We start from the raw sequence: 18,970 nt of genomic DNA, 5'->3' as shown, positions 1-18,970 counted from the left end.
GTTCCGAACCCGGACACTCGTCCGAAGACGCGTCGGTTCGTCTCCCGCTCCGAATCCGTTATCGGCCCTGATAACCGCGTCACAACGCTCATTACGGTGAGCGGTCGCTACATCGTATGGACGACGGGTCGGGGGCGGACGTACGCGTTCTCCACGTCGATGACGAGCCCAGTCTGACGGACCTCGTGTCGATTTACCTCGAACGCGAGGCCGGCGACGTCGACCTGTCGGTCTCGACGTCGAACTCGGGGGCGGACGCCCTCGAACGACTCCGACAGGAACGGGTCGACTGCGTCGTGTCGGACTACGACATGCCCGACATCGACGGGCTGGAGTTCCTCCGCGCGGTCCGTTCGGAACACCCCGACCTCCCTTTCATCCTCTTTACCGGCAAAGGCTCCGAGGAGGTCGCCCGCGACGCCTTCCGCGTCGGCGCGACCGACTACATGCAGAAAGACACCGGCACGGACCAGTACACGGTCCTCGCCAACCGCGTCGTCAACGCCGTCTCGCAGTACCGCGCGAAGGCGGCCTCCGAGCGGTACGGCACCGCCATCGAGGTGCTCGACAGCGGCGTCTACTCGCTCGACTCGGCGGGGCGCTTTACCTCCGCCGACGGCGTCTTCTGCGAACTCACCGGCTACGACCGCGAGGCGATTATCGGCCGCGAGTTCGCTGACCTCGCCGCGGAGGCCGCCGACGAGATTCTGTCCGCCTTCGAGCGGGTCGTCTCCCCGAACGCTCCCGACACGGAGCGCTTCGAGACGGTGCTGTCGCCCGGCCCCGCGTACCCGCACGACGACGACCTCCTCTGTGAGGGCCACCTCGCGCTCCGTCCCACCGAAGACGACGAACCCGCCGTCATCGGGACGTTGCAGGACGTGACCGAGCGTCGACGCCGGCGGAACCGACTGCGCTACGAGACGCGGCTGAAAGACGCCGTGTTGGACACGTCAACGTCGCTGATGAGCGCCGAGACCGACGAAATCGGCACGAAAATCGAGTGGACGCTCCAGTCCGTCGGCGAGGTGGCCGACCTCGACCGCTGTTCGGTCTATCTCTACGACGACGAGACGACCGTCGCCGCCCGGATGCACGACTGGCGCGGCGGCGGCCGACGCGAGCACCCCGAGCGCGTTGCCCTCGAAGACGCCCGCTGGCTGCTCGAACGACTCCACCGATTCGAGAACGTCCGTCTCCATCGCGTCTCGGACCTCCCGCCCGAGGCGTCGGACACGAAGCGCGTGCTCACCGACGCCGAGACCGGCGGCTTCGTCGCCGTGCCGATGGTGTCGAAATGGGCGCTCGTCGGCTTCGTCGTCTTCGACGTGGTCGAGACGAGTCGCTCGTGGACTGACACCGAAGTCGACCTCCTTCGCTCTGTCGGCAACAACGTCACGCACACGCTGGCCCGCCAGCGACGCGAGCGCGAACTTCAGCGGCAGAACGACCGCCTCGAAGAGTTCGCGTCGGTCGTCTCACACGACCTGCGGAACCCCCTCAACGTCGCCAAGGGGTTCGTCGAACTCGCCCGCGAGGAAGACGACGTGACCTACCTCGACCGCGCGCTCGACGGCGTTACCCGAATGGACACGCTCCTCAACGACGTGCTCACGCTGGCCAGACAGGGCCGCAAAGTCGGTGAGACGCGCTCTGTCGCCATCGAGAACGTCGCCGAGCGGGCGTGGAAGGCGGTCGACACCGGCGACGACGCGGTGCTCGTCGTCGAGGACGGACTCGGGACCACGCAGGCCGACCAAGGCCGGTTCCAACAGGCGTTCGAGAACCTGTTTCGGAACGCGGTCGAGCACGGCGGCTCCTGCTGTGACTCCGGTGACGACGCGGCCGCGGACGACGCGCCCGCCGACGAGACGGCGTCCGCCGAGTCGCCGCCGACGGACGCGACCGACGAGCTGACCGTCCGCGTCGGTCCCACCGAGACCGGCTTCTACGTCGCCGACAACGGTCCCGGAATCCCGGCCGACGAGCGCGACACCGTCTTCGAACACGGTCACACCACGTCCGACTCCGGCACGGGCTTCGGGCTCTCAATCGTCGAGAGCATCATCGAGGCCCACGGCTGGGATATCGAGGCGACCGCCCCGGAGGCCGACCTCGGCGGCGCGCGCTTCGAGTTCGATATCGGCGGCGTCCGCTCCGAGGTCGAACCGCGGTTCTCGCTCAGCGACGACTGAGCCGTCGACGCTCCGACTCGACTCGATTCGACTCCCGCGCTACCGGTTACTGTTCTTCGAGCAGTCGCTTCGTCTCGGCGTGTCGCGCGCGGAACATCCCCTCGAAGCCGACGCCGCCGAAGACGCCCGCGAGGTCACCGAGGGGACCGAACGGTAGTTCGTACTCCACGCGGTCTTCGACTATCGTCTCGTCGCCGTCGGCGACGAACCGGTGGGTGTGGACCCACCGCGAGAAGGGGCCGCCGACCATGTCGTCGCGGAACCACGCCGTCGTCTCCCCGGCCTCGCGGTCGAGGATGCGCGAGGTCCATCGCTGGCGGGGACCGACCCCGAACGGTCGCATCGACATCTCGATTTCCGTCCCGGCGACGAGTTCGTCGGGGTCGTCGTCGCCGTCGGGGCCGCGGACCGACTCGATGTCGAGGCGCATCCACGCCGGGGTGAGCGCCTCCAGTCCGGACACGTCGGAGTGGAACTCCCAGACGCGTTCGAGCGGGGCGGCGATACGGGTTCGACGCTGGTAGACCGGCATACCCGACCGTTAGGCCGGAGACGGAAAAGCGGTGCTGGCGGAACGGGTCGAAAGAAGTCGTCGAAGCGCCGCCCGCGAGGTCGGGGTCGGGGACGGTGACGGGAACGGCAGTCGGCCGGTCGCGCCGCCTCAGAGCGTGAAGCGCGAGACGGTCGTGCCGGCTTTCGTCAGGTCCTCGTGGGTCGCGGCGGCGACGGTCACTTGGTTTTCGCCGTACTCGATGGCGACTTCGACCTCGAACGCCCCGTCTTCGGGCTCGACGAGTCGGGTCTCGCCGGGCGTCTTCACCGCGGCGACGGGAGCGTCGGTCTGCCCCGAGACGACGAGCTTGTCGCCCTTGAAGCGCGTGCTCACGCGGAGCGAGGGCCCGGTCGGGCGGTCGGACTCGACGTACCGCTCGCGGAGGAACGCGGGCGTCTCGACGGGTTCGCCCGCGTCGACGCCGTGGGCGAGGCGGACGTACTGGGCCATCGACCACGCCAGCGGCGTCGCGCTGCCGGTGCCCTCACCGAACTCCCAGTTGAAGTCGGTCGCGTGTTCGCGGTCCCAGACCTGCTCTGCGAGCATCCGGCCGGAGTTGGCGAAGGCGGCCATCGTCCGCAGTAGGTTGTCCGGTGCGAGGTCGCCGTCTTCGGTTCCCGCGAGCAGTTCGTACTCGCCGCGTTCGCCGGTGAAGATGGGCCACAGCCGGCCTTTCCCCTTGGCGTCGACGGACCACGGCGCGCCCTCTTCGTCGCGTTCGCGCTCGCCGTAGCCGTCGCCGTTGTACCGGTAGAACGCCGGGCCGTGCGGCGTGTCGACGCGGATGGTCTCGTCGACCTCTTTCAGCGAGTTGCGGATTATCTCGTCGTCGGCGGGCTTGATGCCGAGGCGGGTGAGTTCGAGGAAGCCGGCGTCGATGATTTCGCGCTCGTCGAGCGTCGGCCCGTTGTTCGCCAGCGTCCGCAGGTGTCCGGCGTCGGGTTCGCCGTCGCGGGTGATGCGGACGTAGTACGGCGTGTGCGTGTTGCGGTCGGTACCGGTCCGCGTGGCGGTCCAGTCGTCGACGCGCTCGGCCCAGTCGTCGGCCAGCGCCAGCCAGACGAGCGCGTCGTCGGTGTGGCCCTCGTCGAGCGCGATGGCCGCCGCGCAGCCGAGACCGGCGATTTCGGCCGCGATGGACGACGGCGAGTAGCCGGCCTCCTCCTCCCAGCGCTCCTGTGCGGTCGGCGGCCCGTTCCGCGCGACGTAGTCCGCGGAGTACTTGACGTTCTCGTAGCCGTAGGCCACGTCGTCGAAGGTGACGCCGCGCTCGTGGAGCATGTACGCCATCACCTGCGGGAACGAGATGTTGTCCATCTGCTCGCCGCCCCAGCGGGTCCGCCCGTTGAGGTAGGTGTTCTGCGGGATGAAGCCGCGGTCGTCCTGCTGGTAGGTGTAGATGTACTCCAGCGCGTTGATGGCCGTCTCCACGTCGCCGACGGCCTCGAAGACGGTGAAGACCTGATAGAGGTCACGCGACCAGACGAAGTTGTAGCCGTAGCCCTTCGCCTCCTCGGCGGGGACGGCCTCGCCCCACGGCACCGACGGCGAGGCGAGCCCCGCGCCGAGGTAGGTCTTGTCCTCGACCGCCCGCAGGCTCATGAGCGCGGTCTTGTACTGCGCGGCGAGTTCGTCGTCGGCGGCGACCGAGCCGGGGAGTTCCTTGTCGGCGAGGAAGTCTGCCCACGAGTCGGTGTAGGCCGCCCGCGCCGTCTCGTAGCCGCGGGTGAGCGCGCCGGCCGCCTCGCCCAGCGCGGCGGCGGTGTCGGCGTGTTCAGCGAAGCCGAGCGCCAGCGTCTCACCGAGTTCGTCGCCCGTGCCGATGCGCCCGACGAGGACGACGTTCTCGTCGTCGATGCGCTCTTGGGCGCTCGGGAGTTCGCCCTTCGAGAAGAAGTCCGCGAGGTACCGCGAGCCGGCGACGCCGACGGTCGCCCACTCGAATCGCCCGGCGGCGGTGAGCGCGATTGCGACGCTGTACTCCCTGCCGTCCTGGTCGATGAGGAGCGGTTCGTGGCCGTCGCCGGCGTCGAACGCGCCCGCGTCGCGGGCGACGAGGTGGTAGCTCCCGAGCTGGCCGAGGCGGATGCCGCGGTCTTTCGTCCCGGTGTTCGCCAGCGCCGTGTCGGCGATGGTGTACAGTTCGTACTCGTCGCCGTCGATGGACTCGAACTGCACGTCAGCGAGCATCGCGTCGTGTTCGGGGTCGAGGACGTACTCGACGGTGAGTTCCCACTCGTGGCCGCGGCCGTCGCCCGTCTCGGTGACGACGTGGCGGAAGACGAGCGCGTCGTCGTCGACGATTTCGGCCCGGCGCTCGACCGTGTCCGCGTGGTCGTCGCGGCGGGTCTCGTTGTGGGTCCGCGCCGTGTACTCGTCGTCCGGGTCGGCGTCGACGACGAGGAAGTCGAGCGTCCGGAGGTTCATCAGGTCGACCCGCGGGAAGCGGACCTCGGTCAGCGCGCCCTCGGTCAGGGTGAACCAGACGCGCGAGGGGTCCTCGGCGTAGTGGTCCGCGACGGTGCCGATGCCGTATTTCTCGCCGGTCGTCCACCGCGGCCGGTTCTCCGGGCCGGTCGGCGCGGGCTTCGGGGCCGGCAGCGCGTCGATATCTGCGAGGATGGCGGTCGTCTCCATGCGGATTGCGTGGGGCCACCCCAGCGGCGTCGCGCTGTCGAAGCGCCCGTCGTCGAACACCTGTTCCGCGAGGTAGCCCGCGTCGGTCGTGAAGGGGCCGTCGGGCTGGAGCAGTTCGTAGAGGTTCGTCGCGCGCTCGACGAAGCGGCGGCCGTCCTTCCCGAGGCGGTCACAGAGGACGCCGAACTTCGCGGCGGCGTTCGCGCCCCACGCGGTCGAGACGGACCACACTTTCTCGCCGTCCTGCCCCTCGGCGCGCCAGTAGTCGTCTTCGAACCGGACCAACCCGGCCACGCCGCCGCGGGGATTTCGGTAGAGCCCCTTCAGCGTCGCGGCCATGTGCTTGACGAGCCGATTGGCGGTCTGCGAGTCGACGTCTTCGATGTCGGCGTAGGCGTCGACGGCGTCGACGAGGGCGAACGTGGCCGAATCGAGGCGGTCGTCGAGGCCGCCGTTTCCGTCGATGCGGAGGGCGTAGACCTCGCGTTCCTCGGACCAGAGTTCGTCGAGCCCCTCGTACACCGCGGTCGCCTGCTCGGCGGCGTGCTCGCGGAGGTCGTCGTTCACGGGCGCGGCGGCGACCGTGGCGTACGCCTGAAGGAACGTCGCGGCCGTGTGCGTGAACCGGCCGCTCATGTTCTCCCACGCGTTCTGACAGGGTTTCGGGAGTCCGTCGGATTCGAGGCTGCTGTCGAGTCCCGAGACCCCCGCCGCGACGGTCGAGCGGAGCCGCCCGACGAGTTCGTCGTCGAGTTCGTCGCGGCGCTCGGCGAGGAGCGACGCGAGCGCGGCGACGACGCTCGCGGTCTGGTCGGCCTGGTACTCCTCGTCGCCGGTGCCCTCGACGCGGCCGTGTGCCCAGCCGGGGGCGACGCTCCCGTCGACGGCCCAGACCCGGTGGGGCCACGTGCCGTCTTCGAGTTGGGTTTGACAGTAGAACTCGGCGCTCGTCGCGAGGCGGTCACCGAGGTCGAGACCGAAGGCGTCGTCGGCGTGCGCGAGCGCCTGTGTGACCTCGGCGTCGTCGCGGAACCACGTGTAGCCGTAGCCGCCGGAGTGGGCGTAGAACGGGTCGAACTCGGGGCCGGCGATGCGCGCGCCGCTGGGGGCGGTCAGGAGCGACAGCGCCCGGAGGTCGGCGCGGACGATTCGCTCGCGGGGCGTCCCGTCGGGGACGAACACCTCGGCCTGCTCGCGGGCGGCATCGCGGAGCGCGTCGGCGGTGGCGTGCTGGACGGAACAGTGTCGGAGGTCGGCGAGGGCGTCGGTCCGCGCCATCTCGTTGTGGTCCGAAAGCTGGGTGACGAGGGTGGTCCGCGCGGCGCGGCCCTCCTGTTCGAGCGGGGCGCTGACGACCACGTCGCCCGAGAGATGGGTGTCCTCGTAGCGGTCGAGGACGGCCTCCCGCGGGAAGTCGAAGGTGTCGTCGGAGAGAATCTCGTCGAATCGCTCGGGAATCTGGCCGCGAACGTCGGTGAGGCCGGTCGACGCGGTGACGTAGTCGTGTTCGTTCCGGTGGAACACCTCGACCGCTTGGGTGTCGTTCGGGCCGCCGGCCTCGTGGATGAGCCGGCCGACTCGCGTCTCTCGCCCCTCGGGTGCGAAGGTGAGGAAGGCGGTCAGGTGGGCGTCGGTGGGAATCGCACCGCGGAGTTCGACGTGCGTCACGTGGGCGCGACCGAGCGTCAGGTCGTACTGGTGGACGGTGTACTCCCCGGCGTCGTACTCGGTCTCGACGAGGCTCGTCTCCCGGTAGTAGTGCTGCCGCACGGACTCCAACTCGTCGAACCAGTGCGTCTCGCCGTCCGTCTCGATGCCGAACCGAGAGCGGTCGATACCGTAGAGACCCGAAAGCGGAGCGGAATAATCCCGGAGAGAGCCGTCGAGTCCGACGTAGACGAGTCGGTCCCCGTGACCCGAAAACGCGCCGTCCGAGGTCCGACACTCCTCTGGGAAGCGCCCGCCCCGGTCGCGTTTGTATTCGTTTAACGCGGTCCGAAGTCGCATAGAGGTAGACGAGGGTCCCGAACCATAAGTATTGGCCGCCCGTTTGCCATCGGTTATGCCTGTGAACCGACGAATTCGGGAGACGCCGAGGCGACTCGGTAGAACCCGTCTCTCACCGGAACGCCGGTCCCACCAGGGGTAAACTCAAAGTCACCCGGCACGTTGATTGTGAGTATGCAACACCCAGGACCGCCGCAGTTCATGGCTGTCGGCGAGTCAGTACAACTCGCGCCTCGCGACCCGGACCCCGACGCCGACTACTCGTGGCGGGTTCGGAGCGCGCCGGTCGCCAGTAGCCTCGAACTCGACGAAGACACGGCAGTCGTGCAGTTCACGCCCGACGCGGCCGGCCAGTACGTGGTCGAACTCGACGCGCCCGACGTGACGTACACGCTCACCGTCCGCGTCTTCCCCGGTTCCTACCTGCCCGCCGGCTCCGCCAGAAGCGGCGCGAGCGGAATGAGCGGAATGAGCGGGTACAGCGGACAGAGCGGCTCAGCGCGCCCGACGGGATTCAGCGGCGGCGCGTCCGGCTCCGGGAGCGCCATCGGGGACGCCGACCGGGGACGGGGGGGTCGCCCGCGCATCAGGCTCGACGCGACCGTCGAAGACGGCGTGGTCGTCGTCCGCGCCGACCCGCAACCGAACCCCGACAGCGACACCGACCGCGACGACCTCGTCGTCGAGTTCGTCGTCGACGACCGCGACGAGGTCGACGACGCGGCCGTCGAGACCGACGGCTGGGAACTCCGCGTCCCGCTTTCGGCGGTCGGAGACCGACTCCGCGTCCACGCGGTCGCCCTCGACGAGACGTACAGCGTCCCCGACGCGGTGACCGTCGAGCGCGAGGCCGCCGCCGACGGCGGATTCGCCGAGGCGGAGACAGAAGCGGTCCAGACCGACGTGACGAGCCACGCCGACGGCTCCGGCGCGGGGAGCGCGTCAGTCTCCCGCCCCAACGACCCGCCGCAGTGGTCTCGGGAGGTGACGCTCTACGAGATTTACGTCCGCGGCTACGCCTCGGACGACGAGGACGCCGACAACACCTTCGAGGCGCTCGAAAAACGCCTCGACTACCTCGAATCGCTCGGCATCGACTGCCTGTGGCTCACGCCCGTCCTCCAAAACGACCACGCGCCCCACGGCTACAACATCGTGGACTTCTACTCCATCGCGGAGGACCTCGGCACCCGCGAGGACTACGAGCGGTTCGTCGAGGCCGCCCACGACCGCGGCATGAAGGTGCTTTTCGACCTCGTGCTCAACCACTCCGCGCGGGACCACCCCTTCTTCGAGGACGCCTACAAGAATCCCGACTCCGAGTACTACGACTGGTACGAGTGGCGCGAAGACGGCGAGCCGGGAACGTACTTCGACTGGGAGTACATCGCCAACTTCGACCACCGGAACCTCGACGTCCGGCGCTACCTGCTCGACGCGGTGGACATGTGGGCCGAGGTGGTCGACGGCTTTCGCTGCGACATGGCGTGGGCCGTCCCCGACACGTTCTGGCAGGAGATTCGGGACCGCGTGAAGGCGAAGGACCCCGAGTTCCTGCTTTTGGACGAGACCATCCCCTACATCGCCGACTTCCACGAGGGCATGTTCGACATGCACTTCGACACGACGCTGTACTTCACGCTCCGGCAGGTCGGCCGCGGCGACGAGCCCGCAGAACGCATCCTCGACGCCATCGAACAGCGAACGCAGGTCGGCTTCCCCGACCACGCGGCGTTCATGCTCTACCTCGAAAACCACGACGAGACGCGCTACATCGTCGAGTGCGGCGAGGACGAGGCGCTGGCCGCCGCGGGCGCGCTGTTTACGCTCCCCGGCGTGCCGATGATCTACGGCGGCCAGGAAATCGGCCAGCGCGGCCGCCGCGACGCCCTCGCGTGGGACCACGCCCGCGACGACATCCGCGAGCACTACGAGCGACTCATCGAGGTCCGCGACGAGACGCCCGCGCTCCGGTACGACGGGACGTTCCGCCGCATCGACTACGAGACCGACACCGACCGCGCCATCGCCTTCGTCCGCGACCACGACGACGGCTCGTACCTCTGTGCGCTCAACTTCGCGCCCGGCGCGACCACGGTCGATGTCGGTGACCTCGCGGTCGACGCGACCGATGTCGTCTCCGGCGACTCGGTCGCCGCCGAGGGCGGTATCCGCGTCGACGACGTGGTCGTCTGCCCGCTCGCCTGACGCCCGCTCGCTGACGGACCGCCCCAGTCGGAGCGGCCCTCACCACCAGATTCATACGCTCCGAACACTTTTGGACGAATGTCCACCTCGTAACGGGATGTATTATCGGGTAATATCGATAATATTCTCCTTATCTAGTTCATTTCTCTAAACATTCGGTAGGTGTTTATGGCTCATTGTGGGCAGCACTTTTCTATGATAGCCCTGTGCGTTTCGCTACATGATGTCCAAACCAATGCAAGGAAATGGTGGAAATGTACACGATTGTGTAGGTTCTTCGGGGGGTAGCGTATGGGACTCGTAAAGATGACCAAGTGGCGGACGCTGCTTCTCGCCACTATCGGGTTCAACTTCTCGTTCCTCATCTGGTTCTCGTTCGCGCCCTTCACGGGGCCGATGGCGGAGGAGTTCGGCCTCTCGCTGGCCGAAATCGGAATCCTCGCGAGCGCGGCAATCTGGCTCGCACCGTTCGGCCGCATCCTCACCGGCTGGCTCTCGGATAAATTCGGTGCGCCGGTGGTGTTCGCCATCGTCCTCGGCTACGTCGGGGTGTTCTCGATGGCGAGCGCCTTCGCGGAGAGCTATACCGTGTTCTTCGTCGAGCGCCTCATCGTCGCCACGGCGGGCATCACGTTCGTCATCGGCATCCAGCACGTCTCTGAGTGGTTCGAAGAGGAGAACCTCGGCATGGCCGAGGGCATCTACGCCGGCATCGGGAACGCCGGGGCCGCCGGCGGCGCGCTCATCCTGCCCCGCGTGTTCGGGGCCGACTGGAGCGGCCCCCTGTTCCAGAGCAACTGGCGCGCGGCGTTCTTCTACACCGGCGTCGTCTCGATTCTGCTCGCAATCGCCTACTACGTCCTCGGCGAGGCGGCGTCGAGCAAGGAGCGCCGGCAGGCGACCGCCGACAACGCGACGCTCAAGCAGTGGGTCCACACCGCGACCCGGTACGGGACCGTCGCGCTCGCGCTCGCCTACGTCATGAGCTTCGGCCTCGAACTCTCGATGAACGGCTGGCTCGCCACCTACTACCGCGAGGCGTTCAACACGGACAACCTCGTTCTCGCGAGCACATTCGCGGCCACGTTCTCCATCGCGGCCGGCCTGCTCCGGCCCATCGGCGGCTACGTCAGCGACGTGCTGGCGCGCAAGGAGATGGACATTCTGCCCGTGTTCGAGGGTCGCTACCGCGAACAGTGGACGTTCGTGGCGCTCTCGTTCATCGTCGTCTCCATGCTCGTGATGACGCTCGCCGGCCTCTCGGGGACCGTCCTCGTCGCGGTGGCCGCCGGCTTCATGGTCGGCATGGCCTGCGCGTTCGCTGAGGGCGCTATCTTCGCGCAGGTTCCCGCGATGTTCCCCAACAGTTCCGGGGCCGTCGCGGGCGTCGTCGGCGGCGTCGGCACCATCGGCGGCATCACCTACCCGCTCGTCTACTCGTCGGTGCTCCTGCCGAACCTGCACGTCGGCTACGCGCTCGTCGCGGCGACGATGGTTCCCATCGTCCTCCTGAACGCGTGGGTGTACCGCCCGCACATCGCGAAGCGCGCGACCGTCGACGGCTTCCTCGGCTCGTCGGGCTCGACCGGCCCGGCCGACGACTGAGCCGCCGACCGCGACTGCGACGTTTCATTTTTTTCGCCCGCCCGACTGCCCGCGAGCCGCCGGCTTTCGACGCTCGCCTCAGGCGACGCGCGCGTCGGTCTCGACCGAGACGCCGTCGAGGTAGTCGCCGTCGGGGCCGACCCACTCGCGCTCGCTCCCGCAGTCGGTGGTCAGCCGGCAGACGCGGGTCTCCGGCGGCCAGACGACGCGCACCTCGTCGCCGGAGCGCTCGACCGTCGCGGTCTGTCGGTACGTAACCGTCTCACCGAAGTCGCCGATATAGGTCACCACGAGGTCGACCTCGCTCGCGCCCGCCGGAACCGACAGCCGTTCTGGACCGGCGGCCAGCGGGCGGTTCGTCACGGCCACGCCCGCCGACGAGACCGACCACTCGACGGTCAGGTTCTCGGCCGTCGTCGCGTCGTAGCGGGCGTAGCCCTCGTCGGTCTCGACGCGGACCGACGCCGTGTTCGTCCCCTCGGGCGCGCCGAGCGTCGTCGTCGCGTCGACCCGCTCGCCGGCGAGCACGTCGAGTCGGGTCAGTTCGGGTTCGACGGGGTCAACAGCTCCGGTCCACGTCCCCCGATAGGTGAAGCGATACGGCGTCCGGTTCGTCGCGTCGAGGACCGCGAGGTCCCGTTCGGCCCCGCCGTCGATGGCGTACATCACCGGGCCGTCGAAGCCGGGGTCGTTGCGGAGCGCTTGGAAGGGATGGGCCGACCAGTCGCCGTACGGGTCGGGGTGGAAGACGAGCGCCTTCGTCTCGTTGCCCGGCGCGGCCGAGCCACCGCCGAGTCCGATTCCGCTGTCACCACCGCTGAGACCGCCGGCATCGACGCCCGGCACGGACGGGGTCAGCGGCGGCTGTTCGAAGCCGGCGTCGAGGAGCGGTTCGTAGGTCGCCGCGAGGTTCTCAGTTCGGAGCCGGTTTTCGTCGTAGGGGTCTTCGACCGCGCCGACCGTCACGCCGCCAGCGAACAGCGCCGACACGAGAAGCACCGAGAAGACGACGCCGCGGGCCTCCGACGCCGAAAAGCGACGGTGGGCCAGCCGACGGAGGAGGCGAGCGCCGGCAACGACGCCGGCCGCGCCGAACACCGCGAGCGGGACGAGCGCGTCGAAGTGGTAGAACGGGCCGAGAAGGTCGATGAGGCCGTTTCGGAGGCCGTTGTGCGTCCCCCAGAAGGCGGCGTTGCCGACGAACACCGAGGCGAACACGCCCGCGACGACGCAGGCGAGGGCGTCGTCGGAGAGTTCGGTGAACGCGCGGTCGCGGCCGCCGAGGCCGTGGTGGCGGCGTCTCGCGCTCCCGCGGAGGTTCCGGCCGGTCTCGTGGCCCCACCAGCGGCGGGCGGTGACGCCGAGGCCGACCACCGCGGCGACGGTGCCGAGCCAGCCCATCGGCCCCCACTGCGTCACGAGCAGGTCGAGCGCCTCGGCGGCGGTCTCGACGCCCATCGCGGGCGTGTAGACGACTTCGTAGCCGAGGATTGCCCGCTCTCCGAAGCCGATGCCGTCCCGCGGGGCGAAGGCGATGTAGGGGAACGTGAGCGGGTCGCCCGTCACGACGGCGTTGTACGCGAGCGTCAGGCCGACGAACGCGAGGCCGGGGAGCGCGATGGCGGCGTACCGACGGAAGACGACCCAGCCGGTCCCCGCGCGCCGGGCGGTCGCCAGCGCCCACAGCGAGTGGGCGATGAAGGGCAGCGCGAACAGCACGGCGGTGTAGGGGCGGGCGAAAAACGCCGCGCCGACGAGCGCGCCGGCGACGACCGCGTAGCCCGAGGAGTCGCGGCGGGCGGCCCGGACGTAACAGACGGCGAACCCGAGGTTGAGCATCGTCGTCGGCGCGTACGCGAGGAACGTCGACGACGTGAGGAGAAACAGCGGCGAGAGGCCGAGCAGGCCCGCCGCGACGACGCCGATCGTCCGGTCGAACGCGTCGGCCGCGAGCGCGTAGACCAGCGCGGCGGATATCGCGGCGATAGCGCCCAACACGAGGTTCGGAAGCCCGACCGCGAGGCCGACCGCGAACAGCGCCGGCACCGCCGGCGAGTACTTCGAGTAGAGCTGGACGCCGCCGGGGGCGCTCGGCGTCTCCTGTACCACGAAGAACCACGGCCTGACGGCCTCGGTCAGCCGGCCGGGATAGAGAAACAGCTTGCCTTCGAGGAGCATCGCGGCCTGCGTGAGGTAGACGCCCTCGTCGTCGTTGACGGTGTGGTACGGAAAGAGGTCGACCGCGAGCCACGTCACGACGAGCCCGACCAGAAGCGAGACACAGAGCGCTGCGAGTCGCCGCTGCGTCCGGGTTCGGTCGATGTCGATGGTACCGTCAAAATCGAATGCGAGTCCGCGGACTGCGGCTCGCACGCGTTCGCCAAGCGGGAGGGAGCCGCCCGTGTTCGAGTCTCGCCGGCCCATCCTCAGTCCGAGTAGAGGCCGCTCTCGGGGCGCTGTTCGCGCGGGAACCACGCGAGTTCGTGGCCGGCGTCGAGCGTCACCTCGACGCAGCCGTCGGTCGGGACGGTCTCGTCGTGGTTGTGCATACACAGCAGATTGTCGCCGCCGTGAAGTTCGACCTCGTAGAGGATTGTCGGCCCGAGGTAGCGCTTGCCGACGACTTTGCCGTGGCCGTCGCCGCCGCCGTCGCAGGGATGGGCCGACACGTCGTCGGGGCGGACGAGGATGTCGATGTCCGTGTCGTCGTACTCGGGCGCGAGGCCGTGAATCTGGTCGCGGTCGACCGTCCCCAGTTCGGTCTCGACCGCGTCGCCCGCGATGCGTCCCGGCAGGAACCCGGCGTAGCCGAGGAAGCCGGCGACGAACCGCGACTCGGGGTGTTGGAACACCTGTTCCGGTTCGCCCACCTGTTCGAGGTCGCCGTCGTTCATCACGGCCACGCGGTCGGAGATGGACATCGCCTCCTCCTGGTCGTGGGTGACGGAGACGGCCGTCACGCCGGCCTCCTTGAGGATGCGGCGGACCTCCTCGCGCATCTGGACGCGGAGGTCCACGTCGAGGTTCGAGAACGGCTCGTCGAGGAGCAGAATAGCCGGCTCCGGCGCGAGCGAGCGGGCGAGGGCGACCCGCTGTTGCTGGCCGCCGGAGAGCTCGTCGGGGTAGCTGTCGCCTTGGGTCTCCAGCCCCACGAGGTCGAGGAGGTCGGCCACGCGCTCGTCGCGCTCGGACTCACTGAGGTCCTTCAGGCCGAACGCGATGTTCTCGGCCGCGGTGAGGTGCGGGAACAGCGCGAACTCTTGGAAGACGACGCCGACGCCGCGCTCTTCGGGCGCGCGGAAGGTGTCGCCGCCGGAGACGACGTTTCCGTTCAGCCGGACCTCGCCCCCGTCGGGGCGGTCGAGGCCGGCGATGAGCCGGAGCGTCGTCGTCTTCCCGCAGCCCGACGGCCCGAGCAGCGTGAGAATCTCGCCCTCCTCGACGCTGAGCGAGAGGTCGTCGATGACCGACTCGGTGCCGTAGGACTTCGAGACGCCGTCGAGTTCGAGGACGCCGCCGGCGTCCGCGTCGTCGGTCTCGGAGTCGGTGGCTTCCGCGCGGTTCGAGCGGTCGGTGGTCGAGAGTGTGCTATTTGACATCGTATCCCTCTTGGGTGATGATGACGAGCATCGAGAGCCCGGAGACGAAAAGCAGGATGAACGCGGGCACGACGGCCTGACCGAAGTAGCCCTGCTCGTAGGCCGTCCAGATGTGGGTCACGAGCGTGCTGAACCCCGAGGGGCGAAGCAGGAGCGTCGCGGGCAGTTCCTTCATCGTGGTCAGGAAGACGAGCGCCGCGCCGCCGAACAGGCCGGGCGCGACGAGCGGGAGCGTGACGTGACGGAACGCCCCCGACGGGGTCTCGCCGAGCGTCCGCGCCGCCTCCGGGAGCGCGGGGTCGACCCGGAGGAACGACGCCCGGAGCGACCCGATGGCCTGCGGGAGAAAGCGGATGACGTACGCGAACACGAGGAGGTAGAGCGTCTGGTAGATGGGCGTCGCGTACGAACTGCCGAAGAAGACGAGCGCCAGCCCGAGGACGACGCCCGGCACCGCGTAGCCGACGTAGGTCGCGCGCTCGAAGACGGAACTCAGCCGCGAGGGGTGCCGGGCGGCGAGGTACGCGACGGGGAGGCCGGCGAGCGTCGCCGCGCCGGCCGTCGCGGCCGCCACGAGGACCGAGTTGAGCGCGTACTCCGGCTGGAACGCGAGCGACCCGCTCGTCGCGGCGACGCCCTGCGCGAGCCACGTAAAGAGGATGCCGAGCGGGACGAGGAGCGCGACGGTGGCGACGAGCGCCGCGAAGCCGAGCGCCGGGTACTTCCAGCGGCCGAGCGGCATCGGGGCTCCCGAGCGCCCGCCGGTCGTCGTGCGCTCGTCGCCCCGAATCTTCGATTCGAGGGTCAGGATGAGGAGCGTCACGGCGACCAGTTGGAGCGACAGGAGCGTCGCGGTGTCGCGGCCGAACGTCCCGAACTCGACGTAGATGACGCGGGTGAAGGCGTCGAACCGCATGATGGCCGGCGTGCCGAAGTCCGAGAGGACGTACAGCGCCGCCAGGAGCGAGCCGGCGGCGACCGCCGGGCGAATCTGGGGGACGGTCACCCGTTTGAACGCCTCCCAGCGGCTGTGGTTCAGCGTCCGCGCGGCGTCGATGAGCGTGGTGTCCATCGACTTCAGCGCGGCCCGGGTGGTGATGAACACGTACGGGTACGTGTAGAGCGTCAGCACTAAAACGGCACCGGGTAGCCCGTAAATCTCCGGGAGCGACTCGATACCGAGGGGAGCTAACAGCCGCTGAAACGCGCCCTGCGGGCCGAACGCCGAGACGAACGCGAACGCGCCGATGTAGCTCGGAATGACGAGCGGGAGCGAGACGACGACGGTCCAAAAGCGTCTGAACGGCAGGTCGGTCCGGACGGTGAGATACGCCAGCGGGACGCCCAGACCGATACACGCGGCGGTGACGAGCGTGACGAGGACGGCGCTGTTCAGAAACACCTCGACGGTCGCCGGCCGGGTGACGAGCGCCACCGCCTCGGCGAACCCCACGTCGAGCGCGGTCCTGACGAGCCACAACAGCGGGACGACGACCGCGGCGGCGACGGCCCCGCTGGCGACGGTCAGGCCGAGCGGTTGCTCGTCGTCTCCCCCACCGGTCCCCGTCTGCTGTTCGGTCGCCATGAGTGAGCTACCTCAGAGAACGCCCACCTCACGCAAGAGTTCCACGGTTCCTTCGAGGTCCGAAAGCTGCGTCAGGTCGAGCCCCTCGGGCGGGCTGAGTTCGTCGATGCTCGGCAGTTCGCCGATGGGGTCGACGCCCGAGACCAGCGGGTACTCGAAGGTGGTCCGCGCGAAGTAGTCCTGCGCTTCGGCCGAAAGCAGGTGGCGGACGAAGTTGCTCGCCAACTCGGTGTCGTCGGCGGTGTCGAGGACGAGCGCGCCCGCGACGTTGAAAATCGAGCCGGCGTCGCCCGCGGTGAACGCGGTCGAAAGCGGCGCGTTCGGCCGCCCCGCGAGGATGCGCTGGATGTAGTAGTGGTTGGCGAAGCCCGCGTTGATTTCGCCGTCCGCGACGGCCTGCGAGACGAGGAACTCGTTGTTGTACTCCGTGACGCCGAGGTCCTGCATCCCTTGGAGCCACTCTCTCGTGGCGTCTTCGCCTTCGAGGACGCGCATCGCCGTGATGAACGCCTGGAACGAGGAGTACGTCGGTGCCCAGCCGATGTTGTCGCGGAACGCCTCCGTGTCCGGGAAGGCCATGATGTCGTCGGGGATGCCCGACTCGTCGAACTGGTCGGTGTTGAACGGGACGGTCCGGGCGCGACCGGAGGTCCCGGTCCACTGGCCGTCGGGGTCGTGGAACTCGTCGCGGACGAGGTCGAGCACCTCGCTCGGGAGGTCCTGCGTGCGACCGGCGTCCTTCAGCGCGCCGAGCGAGCCGGCGTTGACCGAGAAGAACACGTCCGCGGGGCTGTTCTGCCCCTCGGTCTGAATCTGGTTGACCAGTTCGGCCGCCGAGTTGTACCGCGGGCGGATGGTGAAGTCGTCGTAGTACTCCTCGAAGAAGGTGATAAGCTCACCGACGAGCGCCTGCCCGCGCCCGGAGTAGAGCGTGAGTTCGCCCGAGAGGTCCGGCATCTCCGTGACGGACACGCCGCCGGTGATGTCGCGGTCACCGAACGGCGAGCGCCCGGACCCAATCTGCCCGACCGACTCGTTCGTACTGGATTCGGTCGTCGTTTCCGTCTCCTCGTCGCTTCCGCCGGTACACCCGGCGAGTGCGCCGACCCCGAGGGCCGCCGTCGTCGCGATGAACCGCCGACGACTGTGGCCGCGAGGCTCTCGGTCGCGTTCGTGCATATGTGAATTTAGGTCTCCCTAAACCATTTATACCTACCGATTCGTCGGGCGAAGCGGCCGAATCGCGGGCCACGGGTCAGCTTTCTCCCGCGGCGGCGCGGGGTGGCGTTCGCCGTCGCTCACTCAGTCGTCGGCCGGCGCGGCGGCCCGCGGTGCGGCGAGCGCGTCGAGGCAGTCCAGCCAGTCGCGCATGTGCTCGCCGACGTAGTTGAAGAAGTCGCCGTTGCGGTAGTCGGACCAGTCGCCGTCGGCGAGGGCGTCGGCCATCGCCTCGAAGACGCCGGCGTAGCTGTCGGCGTCCCCGCCGACCGCGTCGACGACTTCCCAGAGGTGCTCGTTGAGTTCGAGACCCGGTACCTCGTTGTTGAGGTCGTCGAACGTCGGCCGCGCGGCCTTGTTGTGCTCGCACAGCGGGTAGCCCGTCACGATGTCTTTCCCGAGCACGTCGGCGGCGCGCTTGAGGAACACGCCCGACCAGATGTCGTCGAAGCGGCCGACCTCCCACTCGTTGTCGTCCATCGGGAGCTGGTAGAACGCCGGGATGACCTCGCGCTCGAACGCGAGGTTCATCGAGCAGACGGTGAGGTACTGCCCCGGTTCGGCGACGAAGTCGCCGTCGAAGTCGTCGAAGTCCGTCCGAGTCTGGGCCTGCCCTTCGAGGTCGCCGTCCATCAGGATGCGGACCGCGTCGAGGTCGGGGACGTTCGTCCACAGCCCCTGCGAGGCCACCACGTCGCGGAGTTCGCGCGTCCCGGTCTCGACCGTCTCGTCCATCGCGGAGTAGGGATACCCGCGGGGGTACAGCCCGTGTTCGTCGGCGTTCTGGTAGAGCACGTTCACCCAGCGCTCGTCGCTCGACACCGACTCCACCTCGTCGGTGCGGTCGAGGTTCGCCATGTGGCGACCGAAGAAGTCCCACTCGTCGTGCGGGAGCGTGTCGTCGTCGATGAAGACGCCGTAGTCGAACTCGGAGTGCGCCCACACGTACAGCAGGCCGAAGCTCGTCTGGGCGTGGCTCGCCGCCGGAACGAGATGCGAGTACTCCGAGATGTCGTGGTCGTCGTACCACTCCTCGCGGGCCGTCCCGTCGAAAACCGCGCCCGAAATCCCCTCGTCGTCCAGCATCGACGCCATCCCCTCGGTGTCGCAGAAGTCCTCGGTCACGAGGAGGACGAACAGCCGGTCGAGGTCGAAACCGTGTGCCCGCGCGTTGTCGAAGTACGCCCGCATGCACTCGTACTCCCGGATAGTCGGGACGATAACACAGATATCCGCGTTCATTGCTCCTATGGATTTAGGCAACCCAAAAATAGCTGTTGGTTCGAAATAGCGGCCCTGAAATGCCGATGTAGTGATAATTACTCCGTCGGGCCGACGAGGGCGGGCGATTCACGCCCGACCG

The 18,970-nt window shown here is 68.7% G+C and carries 10 protein-coding genes; 3 read left to right on the top strand and 7 right to left on the bottom strand.

Translation table 11 applies throughout. From position 1 onward, the window contains the following. Nucleotides 1–116 precede the first annotated feature (116 nt). Nucleotides 117–2,195 (top strand): hybrid sensor histidine kinase/response regulator, encoded by a 2,079-nt coding sequence (locus DEQ67_RS08595; protein WP_115859744.1) that lies wholly within the window; start codon nt 117–119, stop codon nt 2,193–2,195. A 46-nt stretch (nt 2,196–2,241) separates the two neighbouring features. Here DEQ67_RS08595 and DEQ67_RS08590 read toward each other — a convergent pair whose 3' ends face one another. Both DEQ67_RS08590 and DEQ67_RS08585 read right to left on the bottom strand, forming a co-directional pair. Next, entirely contained in the window at nt 2,242–2,727 is a 486-nt protein-coding gene (locus DEQ67_RS08590) for an SRPBCC family protein (RefSeq protein ID WP_004041602.1), read from the bottom strand. Nucleotides 2,728–2,856: 129 nt separating this feature from the next. Beyond that, a complete protein-coding gene (locus tag DEQ67_RS08585; protein WP_115891221.1) occupies nt 2,857–7,392 on the bottom strand; it encodes a glycoside hydrolase family 15 protein in 4,536 nt (1,511 codons plus the stop codon). Nucleotides 7,393–7,566: 174 nt separating this feature from the next. Between DEQ67_RS08585 and malA the strand changes: the two genes are divergently transcribed. Both malA and DEQ67_RS08575 read left to right on the top strand, forming a co-directional pair. Continuing rightward, a complete protein-coding gene (gene malA, locus DEQ67_RS08580; RefSeq protein WP_304999674.1) occupies nt 7,567–9,600 on the top strand; it encodes an alpha-amylase MalA in 2,034 nt (677 codons plus the stop codon). A 306-nt stretch (nt 9,601–9,906) separates the two neighbouring features. Continuing rightward, nucleotides 9,907–11,205, top strand: a complete 1,299-nt coding sequence (locus DEQ67_RS08575; protein WP_188148667.1) for an MFS transporter — start codon at nt 9,907–9,909, stop codon at nt 11,203–11,205. Nucleotides 11,206–11,283: 78 nt separating this feature from the next. Here the strand turns inward: DEQ67_RS08575 and DEQ67_RS08570 are convergent, their stop codons facing one another. The 5 genes from DEQ67_RS08570 to DEQ67_RS08550 form a co-directional block, all read right to left on the bottom strand. Then, nucleotides 11,284–13,629 (bottom strand): glycosyltransferase family 39 protein, encoded by a 2,346-nt coding sequence (locus tag DEQ67_RS08570; protein WP_115859749.1) that lies wholly within the window; start codon nt 13,627–13,629, stop codon nt 11,284–11,286. 2 nt (nt 13,630–13,631) lie between these two features. Further along, nucleotides 13,632–14,804, bottom strand: coding sequence for an ABC transporter ATP-binding protein (locus DEQ67_RS08565; protein WP_006600211.1), 1,173 nt, complete (start codon nt 14,802–14,804; stop codon nt 13,632–13,634). Continuing rightward, complete coding sequence (locus DEQ67_RS08560; protein ID WP_004063129.1) at nt 14,794–16,389, bottom strand: ABC transporter permease; 1,596 nt, start codon at nt 16,387–16,389, stop codon at nt 14,794–14,796. The genes DEQ67_RS08565 and DEQ67_RS08560 overlap by 11 nt, the downstream gene beginning before the upstream one ends. A gap of 12 nt (nt 16,390–16,401) precedes the next feature. Next, nucleotides 16,402–17,568: an iron ABC transporter substrate-binding protein gene (locus DEQ67_RS08555; protein WP_004063130.1), complete on the bottom strand. Its 1,167-nt coding sequence runs from the start codon at nt 17,566–17,568 to the stop codon at nt 16,402–16,404. A gap of 123 nt (nt 17,569–17,691) precedes the next feature. Continuing rightward, complete coding sequence (locus DEQ67_RS08550; RefSeq protein ID WP_115891223.1) at nt 17,692–18,849, bottom strand: alpha-1 4-glucan-protein synthase; 1,158 nt, start codon at nt 18,847–18,849, stop codon at nt 17,692–17,694. Nucleotides 18,850–18,970 lie beyond the last annotated feature (121 nt).

Source organism: Haloferax sp. Atlit-48N, from assembly GCF_003383015.2.
In the GTDB taxonomy this organism is placed as follows: Archaea; Halobacteriota; Halobacteria; order Halobacteriales; family Haloferacaceae; genus Haloferax; species Haloferax volcanii.
The sequence above is the reverse complement of the archived record's forward strand: the minus strand, read 5'-3'. Positions and strand labels throughout refer to the sequence as shown.